This window comes from Paenibacillus oryzisoli (genome assembly GCF_001653565.1).
Classification (GTDB): Bacteria; Bacillota; Bacilli; order Paenibacillales; family NBRC-103111; genus Paenibacillus_E; species Paenibacillus_E oryzisoli.
In genome coordinates this window covers 42,480-54,861 of the sequence record NZ_LYPB01000084.1, presented here as the reverse complement: position 1 = coordinate 54,861, position 12,382 = coordinate 42,480, and the positions used below count along the sequence as shown (strand labels likewise).

Sequence of the window (12,382 nt, the reverse complement as noted above, 5' to 3'; positions counted from 1 at the left end):
AGGTACTAGGAATAGATAGTACTTCTCAAATCAGCGATGTCATGTAGAATGAGAAGTAAGTCGAGGGGAGGGAAAACAGCATGAAATCCAACAAAATCATGATCCAACTTGGTTATGTACTAGGGGCTAGTGCTCTTTTAACTGCTATTGGTTACTTCTTTGCTTCTAACTGGGAGAAGTTGAACCGATTAGAGAAGTTTATTCCTATATTTGTACTTATATTGGGGTTTTACGGGTTATCCGTTTGGCTTTCCCGCAAGGTGGGAAGGGAGTTTCTAAGCAAGTTAAGCTTGTTCGCCAGCTGTATTTCTTTCGGTGTTGGGATCGGGTTAATCGGTCAAACCTATAATTCACATGCGGATAGTTATAGCTTGTTTCTTATTTGGTCTATTCCAGCAGTTCTGTATGCGATTCTTACAAGATGGCAGCCCTATTATGTCTTGAGTTATATACTTGGACACCTTGCTTATGGATTGTTCTTCTTTCCCAAATGGGGCAGTTATTCCGAAGCCGAGGGTGTTACACTCGTGATCTGGTTAGGGCTTGCGATCGTGAATGGTGCCTTGTTTGTTTTATTTGAGAAGGGGATCTTTCATTCCCCATTTCTCAAATGGGTGACTTTTCAAGCGACACTTTGTATCTTCGTAATCATGTCAGTGTCTCACACTTTTGAAAATTATGGGATTTGGATGAACGTGCCACTCGTTGCAGCGCTTGCAACGGCCATCCTGTATGCACATCGCACACAGAGTAAAGTCTATCTACTGTTCGCAGGACTGTGGATTTCAGCCGCGATTACCACGAAGTATGTGGAATTGATTATTGAGTATCATAATGAACTCTTCTTTATCGTGAGTTTGTTGTTCATTATCGTGTTTATCGGTGCGAACGTGATGTTCATGAACTATGTTCGTGCTTGGAAGCCATCGACTGAGAAGATCGAGTCGGGAGCAGCGGCAGAAGCCGAGGAGCCGACCAAAAACGACGGAGACTTCAGCAAATGGATCGTACGTGTGCTTACGATTTCTGTTATTATCATCGGTTCCTTGCTAGGGAGTTTTACCCTGATTGGACTCGTGACAGTTGTATTAGGATTTGATGAGCCAGCCAATATCCTGATCGGATACGGGTTTATCGCAGTGATTGGCATGTTAGCCGCTCGTAAATTTAATGTCTTAGCTCGTTTTACCATTATGTTAAGCGGACTTATGTTAGGAACCGGCGCCTCGGTTGGTACAGAACGACCTGCGATGCTGCTGATCTATCTTGCCTTAACGCTTGCGGCTTTTGTATTTTTACAGGGGTTGATAACACGGATTCTTTTTTTCTTAGCCTCCATAATTATCCTGGCCCTCGTGTTATTTATATGGAACTATAGCGGCGTTGCCGTGTTAAGTATGATTGCCGGTTTACTATTCCTGATCTTCGCAGGTGGTCAAGGAATTCGTCCGGTGACTTTCCGAAAGCCCATCCTGTATAGCTCTTTTCCTGCTTTCTTTCTAGCCATGTTCTCGTTAACCTTTATAACGGAATCAGGGTGGTACTATGCCACGAATGCGCTATTCTTCGTAATCGTTCTAGTGGCAATTTTGATAAGCAGGCAGCTTCATATCTCATGGATATTTGATTGGTCAATGGGCTTCTGGATCGCTTTCCTCGTTTACAAATATTACGATTTGGCTTGGAAGCTTCTGCATAAATCCATTAGCTTCGCGATTATCGGTATTCTAATTATTGGAATTACGGTGTGGATTGAGAAGAAGAAGGGTCTTCATTCAGAGGAGGACTCGAATCAAACAACGGGTATTAGCCCGAATCGTTGGGTAATTGCATTACTAGTTGGCCTTCAACTCGTGGCAATGTCTTTGCAAATTGGTAAGAGTGAGTATCTCCTCAGTCATGGGAAACTGATCAAGTTGCAGTTGCAGCCTTTGGACCCGCGCTCCTTGATTCAGGGAGATTATGTTCGTCTGCGATATACGATTTCTGAGCCTCCGATCTATCAGGACAATTTAGAAGAACGGACTTCCAAAGGTAAAGTAACCGTCGTTCTTGCACCCAGTGGAACGTCTGATGTGTATGAGTTCCGCAGGGAGTACCACGAGGGAGAACAACTTGCATCTGACGAAGTTCGGTTGAATGGCGAAAGAGAGGGCTATGAAGGGATTAAGTATGGCATCGAGAATTTCTTTATCCCCGAAGGAACGGGAAGAAGTTATGAACAAAATGCCAAATTTGCTGAAGTCAAAGTATCCGCAGGCGGGGATGCCATATTAGTTCGACTAACGGAGAAATAATACTTTCAGACAAGAAAGAGAGAGGTAACGAACATCATGTGGCTGTTATTTTCTGTCCTCGCGGCGCTATGTTTTGGGCTGCGAGGAATTTTATATCATTGGTCAAGTCAGCAATCGCTGAATCGAAATGTATTACTTTGCGGTACTTTTGCTATGGGGGCGGTTGTAAGTTTGGCATGTGCTCTCGTATGGCGGTCGGAATGGGAAATCTCGGCACTTATTGGGATTCAAATGGGCTTGTTCTCTTTCGGAGCCAATGCCAGCATGTTCAAAGGCTTCGCAGTAGGCAAGGCTTCTTTGGTCGCCATTTTGACAGGATTGCCATCGGTAGTTGTTGTGCTATTCGCATATATCTTATGGGGTGAACGGCTGAACTTGCTTCAGCTGTTTGCCTTTGTTGTTATTGTCATTGGCATTTTATTCGTCAGGTATTCCAATGATATTACGTTAAAAAACCTGCAAGGTGCAGGTTGGGGAGTCATCGCGCTGCTTCTATTTGCAGCCAACGACTTGTCAAGCAAATGGACAACCCTCGTGCACGCTTCCTTATTCCCAACCTTGTTCTTTATGTTTGCAACGGGCACAATTTGTTTTGCGATCTGGTGGTGGAGAGACAAGAAGAAGGAAGCTCCGCAATCAACAGTGCGAAGCACTTGGACAGAACGTAAGACTTTTCTGTTCGGTATGGCTGTTGGCATTACGAATGTCATGGGAATGATTCTTATTATTCATGGTTTTGCGAACGGAATTACGGGATTAGTTTCAGCGGTTGTAGCTCTGAATGTACTGATCGTCCTGTTGTATACCCGATTTATTTTGAAGGACAAATTCTCGAAACTAGAACAATCTGGCCTTGCAATTGCGATGGTTGGGATCCTTATGATGAAGCTAGTTGCTTCTTGAGATTGTCGCTCGGCATGTAAATTACAACATATACTTTCTGAACTGGCATAAATGCGTTACAATAGAGGTATTCGTGCCATTAAGAATGATTCAGGAGGCTATAACGACAATGACAGACAAAGATATCGAAACACTAGCAACGGAAGAGATCGAGAATGATCCAGAACGTGAACAGGCCCAAATCATTATTACATGGTTCCAACATATCCAAGAAATTGTGAAAGAACAATTCCCAGAGTATGAAGTTGATGGACAAATTGGCAACAACCCAACTTATGGTCCGATGTTTGCTTTTACACTCAAAAAAGACGAAAAGTCCACAGCATGCGGATTTTTCTTAAATGAAATTATGCGTAACTTCCAAACGAATCCCAATGCAGGACTATGGATGTCCTCCTTCTTCGTTGATTTGTTGAGAAGCGAAGAGAGTCACCTTCTGCCGAATCCACCACAATCCGAAGATGAAGCAAAAGAACTGTTGGACAAGCATATTGTTCCTTATTGTGCAGGAGCTGTTCGTGCAGAGTTCCCTGATCAGAAAATCTACGTTGATCTTGAGCTGCATGAGGAACATGGCCCTGTTCTTGAAGCTGGATTTGTTGCTGTCGAAGATGGCAACAATACATGTGCACTTCCGCTTCAATACTTAATGACATTATACTTATTGAATCGTGACCCAGCAGAACCGTTGATTCAAGCGATGTACCGATTGTATGAGGAAAATAATTTAGGTCAATAAGATAGCAACAATGAATGTGTGAAGCACACGCCGCTAGCTCCTGATTGTAGGAGTTGGCGGCGTTTTTGTTTTCTAGGAGGCGATTGATTTGTTCGAGAAAGCGCGCCTGTCATCCCCAAATAAGAATTGTGTTTGAGGAGGACAGCTTCATTACGCACGCTGAGAAAATAACGAGAGACCGCTTCTCATTAGAAAGGGCACGTGCTCGAAGTGTTGCTATGCTGGGTTATACCTATTTCCCATACAGCCGGGATGAGCTTGAGAAAAAGCCAATCTTGTGCCAAAGAAATTTATATGGATGGTTAGGCAGATTCGGTACTGTACAGGAAGCCGGACTGCTCAAGTTGCCGATTTATGAGCGGGAGATTCTGAGATTTGCTCTTACTTGTAATAAGCCATTTGGTATGAAAGAAGTGTGCCACTGGTTGCAACTTACGAGAGAAACTTGTAGCAAAATCGTACGAGACATGGCAGCCAAAGATTTACTTAGCCATAGTGGTGGAAGTCAGACAAGAAGCTACCAATTTCTGATCACTGAAAAAGCAATCGCACTTTTTCATCGCAGCAAGTGAAGAAATGAGAGAGGAGTCGAAAAAACCGACTATCTCGGGCCTGAAAGGGCAAAAATCCCCCGAGATCGTCGAAAAAACCGACAATCTCGGGCCCGAAGAGGCAAAAAGCCCGTAGATCGTCGAAAAAGTCGACGATCTACGGGCCAACCTCCAAACAAGCTATATACTCCGATATAGCATAAACTCATCATACGTCCGTATGATGGGAATAGCCGCGCTCGCCCCAAGCTTTGCATATTTCATCGCATGCGAAGTGTTGAACAGAACCACAGAGTCCGTGGGGCGAAGCCAGCCTCGGTCACTGAGAACGAGCATAGCTGCCCAGGTCGCTGCGCCTTCTGGCGACGAGGAAATTCCTTCCGAGCCTAAGCTGTGGGTGGCTTGGGCAATTTGCTCCTTCGACACAGCGATGGCAGTTCCACCACTTTGCTTGATAATGGACAGCAGCAGTTCCAAATCCGGTGGATTCGGAACACGCATCCCGGTTGGATTGGGAATAATTCGCTCCTCAACAGGAGTAGAAGCCGTATTGATTGCACTCGTTCCCCCTAACGAATGCATTAAACCATCGACAATAGGCTGACAGCCCTCTTCTTGTACACAAACGAATCGAGGCATGTCGCCACTAATGAAGCCTAATGTCTTCAATTCCAAGAAGGCTTTCCACATGCCAATAATGCCCGAACCGCCGCCAGTGGGATAGATAATCACATCAGGCAATGTCCAGTCAAGCTGCTCCGCGAGCTCAAGTCCCATCGTTTTTTTGCCTTCTACACGACCTGGCTCTTTCAATGTGCCGACATTCACCCAACCTTGATCCTTGCGGCCTGACTCGATGATCGCGGCAGCATCATGAATAAAGCCATCGACGAGTACCGTCGTTGCGCCATACATCGGGCATTCATCGACAATGAGTGAGGGACAGTCCATGGGGATGAACACAAATGCTTGGATGCCAGCTCTTCCTGCATAGGCAGCTAGCGCACTTGCTGCATTCCCGTTGGACGGAACTGCAGCTTTCGTTGCGCCGGCTTGTTTCAACAAGGAAACCGCAACCGAAAATCCGCGTGATTTAAAGCTGCCCGTTGGATTCTGTTCTTCTCGTTTGATCCAAAGACGTTTGAGCGATAGCTTGCTCTCCCAGTCTGGCAGTCTTAACAGAGGTGTCCAACCTTCGCCTAGAGAAACGATATGGGCCGGATCGTGGATCGGAAGCAGTTCATGATATCGCCACATTGAAGGATAACGCTGCCCAAGGGATGCTTTCGTAAACGTTTGTGCGACATGATTAAGATCATAACTAACCAATAAAGTGCCGCCGCATGTGCATTTCATGTCTTGATAGCGGAAGGGCAGTTTCGCAGAACATCGTGAGCATTGCAGCTCCCATTGTTTCATATCTGTACCTCCTCAGCGTCTCTACTAATAGGAGTGCTCATGTTTGTTTCCTACTAGTATGAAATGACTTGATTGCATGGTAGGCAGATTTATTGGGCAGCTTCAAGAATAGCCCGAGCATAGGGGCGAAGTTCACTTCAATAATCCATACATGTCCTTGCTTATCGAAAGCCATGTCAATCCCCATCGTTTTGACCCAGCGATAAGAAGGGCCGAGCTGATTAGCTGTTAGTAAGGCTACCGAACGCAGCTCAGCAAGAAGTGCTGAGGTCTGCATGCCCTGGAGCTCAGAGCCCTGAATTGCTTTCTCTACGGTGACTACGCGACCGCCACTTCTACGAATATTGGTAATAATGTAGCCCTTGCCTGCTACTTTGGCCAACATGCCTGTCACTTGCCAGTCAGATTTCGTATGCCGTTGCACCATGACTCGCAAATCAAAGGGACGCCCATGCTTGGTTGCAAGAGGGATCCGTTGTTGGATGATATTGGTATTGTTCATTTTTCTCTTAATAAATGGGGAAATGGCCTCATAATTTGTATAGGTTCGAGTTCTAGATCCATCTTGAACCTCATAGGATGAGTTTCCGGAAGTTCGGACCTGTATAACCCCATTGCCCCCATAGCTGCCGGTCGGTTTAATGATGACTTGACCATATTTGGATAGAAGTCGCACGAAACTGCCCGTGCTTAACCATTCTGTTTCAGGGAGATGAGCTTGCAGCTTCTTTGATCTACGGAGGATTTTATGTTTGGTCCATTTACTCGTAGATAGATTACTCATACGCTTTCTCCTCTTGCCTTTGTATGACGAGATCGTGTTCTTCTACTTGAAGGAGCTGGTTATGTTCATCAACAAAGACAACCTGAGGCTTGAGTGAGAGAATTTCCTCTTCGTTCATAAGTCCCATGCTGAGTATGATCACGAGATCTCCTGGGGAGAAGAGGTGGGCAGGCGGACCGTTTAATCCTATTTTGCCGCAGCCTTCTGGCGCGGGAATCGCATATGTTTTCCAACGGGTGGCATTGCGCAGACTAGTGACTTGAACCATTTCATACGGATGGATATTCGCCTTACGCATTAGTAACCCATCAATCGTAATACTGCCTACGTAATCCAAATCGGCTTCCGTTACAGTCGCACGATGTATCTTCCCTTTACACATTAATCGCTGCATGTGCAGTAGCTCTCCTTTATGATCACATGTTGTTCTTCACAGGGTATGAGAGAGACTAGTCTCACGGTGTAGGTAAGTGCCTATTTGTATGGAAAAATGGGCACAGCACAACAGGGAATATTCAGTTTATTTCCCGGGCAACCGCAGAATCTGACAAAGTAGTCCACTTCTTGCAAACAAAAAAGCAGAGCCTAGGGCTCTGCATCAACTTCAAATTAATTTAAGACCGCTAATTAATACCAAAGTGGCAATAATGGTCCGAAGTACAGTTGTAGGTGCTTTCGTTGCGAGCATACTGCCGATAAGTACACCCGGGATCGAACCAATCAGAAGATTAAATACGAGTGAATAATTGACATTCCCCAGGCTTGCGTGCAGGATTCCAGCTGTCGAGGAGAGTAGAAACGCATGTGCGATATCTGTACCAACCAGCTGTGCAGGCATCATTCGGAAGAAGTATAGCATAGCAATGGCATATAAGGATCCGGAGCCAATGGAAGTGAGTCCAACAATGAAGCCAAGGACGGCGCCAATCCCAATCGTCAACCAGCGCTTCTCCTCCAAAGTTCGAAGCTGCCATCGATTTTCTTTCAACCGATGCCCGAAGAAGACTTTGAATAGAGTTGCGAAAGCTACCATAATCAACACATAGCCAAGTGCGTGTTTAATGATGACTTCTTGATTATCGAAGAAAGAATCAAATAATTTCAGGAAAACGACAGCAACGACAACACCTGGAATACTGCCTAGGGCAAGCATTTTCACAAGTTTAAAATCAATTGTTTTTTGCCGCCAATGTTGAACCGTACCGAAAAGCTTCGTAATCGAATTATAAAGAAGATCAGTTCCTACAGCAATGGAAGGATGAATACCAATTAGAATTAAAATGGGAGTCAGCAAGGAAGCTCCGCCAACACCTGTCATTCCGACCAAAAAGCCAACAATCAAACCCATTAGAATAATACTCAAAGTCATGTTGTCATGTCCTCTTTTCATTACCCACTAAACACATTGGATTAATTTTAGTCCTCTCAAGTGTATTTGTAAAGAGAAATTTTCCATATGTATCGCTATCCCGAGTAAATCGCTTGCTATTCATCAATTCTGGAATGGGGTACAATGGTTAGATGTGTTTAAGTCAGCTGAGGGAGGACAATTCATGCGTAATCGAACTACCGTAATGGTCAGTATCGTACTGGCCATGTTAGTCGCGTCAATGGATACAACAATTGCCAATACAACGATGCCGATCATTGTGAATGACATTGGTGGAAACAGTCTATATGCCTGGGCATTTACCTCTTATATGGTGCTCTCTACGGTGCTTGCTCCTCTAGCAGGGCGACTATCGGATTTATTTGGGCGCAAACGGATCTATGCCACGGGCATTCTGTTATTTCTAGGGGGTTCCGTCCTCTGCGGATTAGCCCATAGTATGGTGCAACTCATCATTTTCAGAGCCATTCAAGGGATTGGCGCAGGGGTGATGATGCCGTTTCCCTCTATTATTGCAGGAGATATTTACCCAGTGGAACAGCGTGGGAAAGTTCAGGCCTTTTTCACAGGTATGTGGGGATTAGCTGCGATTTTAGCTCCTACATTGGGAACGTTCTTTGTAACCTATCTGAATTGGCGCTGGATTTTCTTCGTGAATGTTCCCATATGTCTCATTGCCTTACTTGCCTTGCTTCCATACAAAGAAGTGTATCAAGCGAAGAAATCCGTCATTGATTATTGGGGAGCACTTTTGTTTGCTGCGGGGATCTCATCCTTGTTGCTAACGACAGTGGTCGAATCCCATACCATCCTGTACGGTGTCGTTGGAGCTGTTTTACTTATCGTATTCTTCCTCTATGAAAAAGGGCATGCTGCCCCGATCGTTCCGATGACGTTGATGCGCAATAAGCCAGTAGCTTTAATGATAGCCGGTTCATTTCTTAGTTGTGCGGCTCTTTTCGGGACGTCGAGTTTTATTCCATTATTTCTGCAAAATCAAGGGCACTCGCTGTTCATCAGCGGAATTGCGCTTCTGGGTACATCACTCGGTTGGATGGTTGTCGCCATTCCAAGCGGCAAGTGGGTAATACGCTTCGGTTACAAACCGCTGCTGTTAACGGGCAATGTTTTACTTGTCATCACAGCCGTTCTCTTATTCTTTATCCGTGAAGGTACCTCATTTAGTTACATATTCGGCTCACTGACCATGCTAGGACTCTCGTTCGGACTCCTATTTACGGTTTCAACAATTGGTGCTCAGCAGTTAGTCGAGGCTCATCAGAAGGGGATTTCAACTTCATTGCAGCTATTCGCCCGTAATATTGGAACGGCAGTCAGTGTCACGGTGATGGGCTCTATTGTCACCAAAGCAGACATCTTCTACACGGGCATTCATGGGATGTTCGTTTATGGGTTAATCGCAAGTATTGTAGCTTTTGCAGTGCCTTTGGCGATTCGAACTACGAAGCAAGAGGGTTTGGCAGGATAGTGAGCACGACACTCGACGTAAGTTGACAGCCTGCACCCATTAGTAGAAAATTAGAGTTATACGAATATAGAAAGAAGTGAGTGTACGTGCTGTTAAATGTGAAATCCCGTCTTCTTGAGGGTGATATTCAACAATTGCTTAGCTATAGTGTGTTTCCAGATCCAGATAGCCTTCAAGAAGCGGTCAGTTTCTATGAAGATAATGAGAACACGTGGTTATTTGCCTATGAATCGGAAGGTTTACCAGTCGGAATTATCGGCTTCGAGTTGAATGAGAAACAAGAAATGACGCTTCGCCACCTCGCTGTTGAGCCAGAGAGCAGAGGAGAAGGTTTCGGACGCGGCATGCTGCTTGAAATTATTGATGATATGCAGCCAGTGCGCATTACCGCGGAAACGGATGAAGAAGCAGTGCAATTTTATCGCAACGTTGGATTCGTTATTCGCAGTCTTGGAGAGAAATATCCAGGCGTAGAGCGGTTCCTATGCACGTATGAGATTGAGGAAGAAGACGAAAAAGAGTGAAAATCGTTGTATAAGACAACAAATCCCGAGGAACTGCTTGTTGCAGCTTCTCGGGATTTTTGCATGCTATGAGGTAGAATAAGTGCCTACATGCGGGATTTGACCGTTCTTGCATATTCAGATGGGCTCATTAAGGTAGCTTTCTTAAAGGCCTTGGAGAAATAATGAACGGAGCTGAAGCCCAGTTTCCTGGCTATCTCCGTGAAATTATACGTTTCTTCGCGTATCAAAATTTTGGCATGATCGATTTTCAGTTTGGCGAAATACTCCATGAGCGTGTAGGTGGTATGCTTTTTGAAAAGGTCTTTGAGCTGCGTTTTGCCAACACAGAATACTTGGCTGATTTCATTGAGAGTAAGTGGAGCGTCAATATGCTGCTCCATGTAGTTCATGACCCTGTTGGTCAAATCATGGACGGACTTCTCCTTAGCACCCGTAGAGAGAGGTGATTCAACTTCCGATTGAGCAGATTTCCGCAGCAGACGGACAAAAAGAATTTCTAGGTAGCTTTGAATCATTTGTTCACTACCTACAGGTGCATCTTGCCTGCGCACAAGGGGATGTCCGAAGGGGAATTCGAACGCTTGTTGTCCTTCTCGAACGATTTGGGCTAGGAGATTCCGTTCCTCATCTTCTAAATGCAGCACTTTCTGCTCGAAAAATTGCATAGCTTTCGAATGACAGTCGAACGTCATGACGATCAAATTAGGAGCTTTCCCTTTGGTCGCGTAGAAGCTATGAAATTCATTGGGTCTATGAAAAATAATGGATCCTTGCTTCAGTAAATAACGCTGATCATCCGCATGAACTTCCACTTCCCCGCGATCGACATAGAGAAATTCCCAGAAATCATGTTTCTCCCCATTGAACGAATAATCCTTGCCGAACTCGAAGTAATGCATGGTAATTACTTTATTAATGACCAGACTCATTTTCAAATGCGTGCGATGGTACGCTGTGGTGTTCGTTTCGCTAATCGCCATGGGTGTCACTCCTGATCTTTCGATGCAATACGTATAGGTCTATCATAACACAGTAGAAAATACAAAAAAATCGGCTTTCAAGACAAAGAAAAGCCCCCGACCTTCTTTTATAATCAAGGTATCGCAAAGTTCGAGGGGGAGCTAGCATGAAGATAGGTGTAATTGGATATGGACTTAGAATTAGTCATGTGATTAATGAAGTTTTGAAGGCAGATGCGGACTGCCGGATTGAAGCGATTGTTGATGTACGCAAAGATCAGATTAAAGCCAAGTTACTTGAGCGAGGGTGGGATCATATTAAGTACTATGATACACCGGAACAAATGCTGGAGACAGAGCAGCTAGACGGGGCCATGATTGGCACGCGCTGTAATCTGCATACAACGATGGGATTGAAAGTGTTGCAACATGATTTACCTCTGTATATCGAAAAGCCGGTATCTACGAACTACGATGATCTGCTTCGGTTGAAGCAAGGTTATGAAGCATCCAAGTCGCCAGTCGTCGTATCCTTCCCATTGCGGGTAACCTCTATTGTGGAGTTGGTTAAGGACATCATTCAATCGGGTAAAATCGGCACGGTTGAGCATGTTCAGGCGATAAATAATGTACCGTATGGCCGTGTTTATTTCCAAAGTTGGTATCGAAATGAGGAGGAAACAGGCGGACTATTTCTTCAAAAAGCAACGCACGATCTTGACTACATCCAAGCTATCCTTGGTCAAAGACCGATTACTGTCTGTGCGATGACATCCAAGCAAATTTTCAAAGGGAATAAATCTGCGGGGCTCAAATGTGTCGATTGTGAAGATAATCGTACTTGCCCAGAGAGTACTGTGAATGCTTCGGAACCACTAGATCCAACATGGCAGTATTGCTGCTACGCAGAAGATACGGGGAATGAGGATTCCGGAAGCGCGCTGTTTCAATATGAAAGCGGTATGCATATGTCCTACTCGCAGAATTTCTTTATTCGCAGGGGAGCTGCTGCACGTGGAGCGCGGTTTATGGGTTACAAAGGTACGGTGGATTTCGATTTCTACACAGGCATTGTCAAAGTCCATATGCATCATACAGCGCATGTTGAGACTTACGAAATCGGAGCAGGAAGCAATCATTTTGGCGGCGATGAGAAGTTGGCACGTAATTTCACAGAAATTATGAAGGGGACTGCCAGTTCAATCTCCACACTAGATGATGGTTTGATGAGTGCTATGATGTGTATCAAAGCGCAAGAATCTGCACGAACCGGAACATTCCAAGCATTGAAATGGGATTAATAAAAAGATTGAAGGAGGGAGAA

The 12,382-nt window shown here is 44.9% G+C and carries 12 protein-coding genes; 7 read left to right on the top strand and 5 right to left on the bottom strand.

All coding sequences use genetic code 11. The features are described 5' to 3' along the window. Window positions 1-80: 80 nt before the first annotated feature. From A8708_RS26080 to A8708_RS26065, 4 genes are all read left to right on the top strand, one after another. Entirely contained in the window at window positions 81-2,297 is a 2,217-nt protein-coding gene (locus A8708_RS26080; protein ID WP_068668468.1) for a GDYXXLXY domain-containing protein, read from the top strand. Between the two features lie 36 nt (window positions 2,298-2,333). After that, on the top strand, window positions 2,334-3,200 hold the full coding sequence (locus tag A8708_RS26075; protein WP_068668467.1) for a DMT family transporter: 867 nt from the start codon (window positions 2,334-2,336) through the stop codon (window positions 3,198-3,200). 109 nt (window positions 3,201-3,309) lie between these two features. Next, window positions 3,310-3,939: a hypothetical protein gene (locus A8708_RS26070; protein WP_068668464.1), complete on the top strand. Its 630-nt coding sequence runs from the start codon at window positions 3,310-3,312 to the stop codon at window positions 3,937-3,939. Window positions 3,940-4,022: 83 nt separating this feature from the next. Continuing rightward, a complete protein-coding gene (locus tag A8708_RS26065; RefSeq protein ID WP_068668463.1) occupies window positions 4,023-4,511 on the top strand; it encodes a hypothetical protein in 489 nt (162 codons plus the stop codon). A 159-nt stretch (window positions 4,512-4,670) separates the two neighbouring features. Here A8708_RS26065 and A8708_RS26060 read toward each other — a convergent pair whose 3' ends face one another. From A8708_RS26060 to A8708_RS26045, 4 genes are all read right to left on the bottom strand, one after another. After that, the gene (locus A8708_RS26060) at window positions 4,671-5,909 is read right to left on the bottom strand and encodes a threonine synthase (protein WP_068668462.1); all 1,239 of its coding nucleotides are present in this window, start codon (window positions 5,907-5,909) and stop codon (window positions 4,671-4,673) included. Between the two features lie 37 nt (window positions 5,910-5,946). Then, complete coding sequence (locus tag A8708_RS26055) at window positions 5,947-6,693, bottom strand: YheC/YheD family protein (protein WP_068668460.1); 747 nt, start codon at window positions 6,691-6,693, stop codon at window positions 5,947-5,949. After that, complete coding sequence (gene panD / locus A8708_RS26050) at window positions 6,686-7,087, bottom strand: aspartate 1-decarboxylase (protein ID WP_068668459.1); 402 nt, start codon at window positions 7,085-7,087, stop codon at window positions 6,686-6,688. Before panD ends, A8708_RS26055 begins: the two co-directional genes overlap by 8 nt. A gap of 210 nt (window positions 7,088-7,297) precedes the next feature. Continuing rightward, window positions 7,298-8,062 (bottom strand): sulfite exporter TauE/SafE family protein, encoded by a 765-nt coding sequence (locus tag A8708_RS26045; RefSeq protein WP_068668458.1) that lies wholly within the window; start codon window positions 8,060-8,062, stop codon window positions 7,298-7,300. A gap of 184 nt (window positions 8,063-8,246) precedes the next feature. On the opposite strand from A8708_RS26045, the gene A8708_RS26040 reads away from it, so the two are divergent. After that, entirely contained in the window at window positions 8,247-9,572 is a 1,326-nt protein-coding gene (locus A8708_RS26040; RefSeq protein WP_068668457.1) for an MFS transporter, read from the top strand. Window positions 9,573-9,670: 98 nt separating this feature from the next. Then, window positions 9,671-10,096, top strand: coding sequence for a GNAT family N-acetyltransferase (locus tag A8708_RS26035; protein ID WP_338044240.1), 426 nt, complete (start codon window positions 9,671-9,673; stop codon window positions 10,094-10,096). 86 nt (window positions 10,097-10,182) lie between these two features. Here the strand turns inward: A8708_RS26035 and A8708_RS26030 are convergent, their stop codons facing one another. Continuing rightward, window positions 10,183-11,079 carry a helix-turn-helix domain-containing protein gene (locus A8708_RS26030; protein WP_082927812.1) on the bottom strand — a complete coding sequence of 299 codons (897 nt, stop codon included), beginning with the start codon at window positions 11,077-11,079 and terminating at the stop codon, window positions 10,183-10,185. A gap of 146 nt (window positions 11,080-11,225) precedes the next feature. On the opposite strand from A8708_RS26030, the gene A8708_RS26025 reads away from it, so the two are divergent. Next, window positions 11,226-12,359: a Gfo/Idh/MocA family protein gene (locus A8708_RS26025; protein ID WP_068668455.1), complete on the top strand. Its 1,134-nt coding sequence runs from the start codon at window positions 11,226-11,228 to the stop codon at window positions 12,357-12,359. The last annotated feature ends 23 nt before the right edge of the window (window positions 12,360-12,382 follow it).

Bases quoted from the DNA above. Each gene is read 5' to 3' on its own strand.
- A8708_RS26080 (WP_068668468.1), top strand. From the start codon at position 81: ATGAAATCCAACAAAATCATGATCCAACTTGGTTATGTACTAGGGGCT.
- A8708_RS26075 (WP_068668467.1), top strand. From the start codon at position 2,334: ATGTGGCTGTTATTTTCTGTCCTCGCGGCGCTATGTTTTGGGCTGCGA.
- A8708_RS26070 (WP_068668464.1), top strand. From the start codon at position 3,310: ATGACAGACAAAGATATCGAAACACTAGCAACGGAAGAGATCGAGAAT.
- A8708_RS26060 (WP_068668462.1), bottom strand. From the start codon at position 5,909: ATGAAACAATGGGAGCTGCAATGCTCACGATGTTCTGCGAAACTGCCC.
- A8708_RS26055 (WP_068668460.1), bottom strand. From the start codon at position 6,693: ATGAGTAATCTATCTACGAGTAAATGGACCAAACATAAAATCCTCCGT.
- panD (WP_068668459.1), bottom strand. From the start codon at position 7,087: ATGCAGCGATTAATGTGTAAAGGGAAGATACATCGTGCGACTGTAACG.
- A8708_RS26045 (WP_068668458.1), bottom strand. From the start codon at position 8,062: ATGACTTTGAGTATTATTCTAATGGGTTTGATTGTTGGCTTTTTGGTC.
- A8708_RS26040 (WP_068668457.1), top strand. From the start codon at position 8,247: ATGCGTAATCGAACTACCGTAATGGTCAGTATCGTACTGGCCATGTTA.
- A8708_RS26030 (WP_082927812.1), bottom strand. From the start codon at position 11,079: ATGGCGATTAGCGAAACGAACACCACAGCGTACCATCGCACGCATTTG.
- A8708_RS26025 (WP_068668455.1), top strand. From the start codon at position 11,226: ATGAAGATAGGTGTAATTGGATATGGACTTAGAATTAGTCATGTGATT.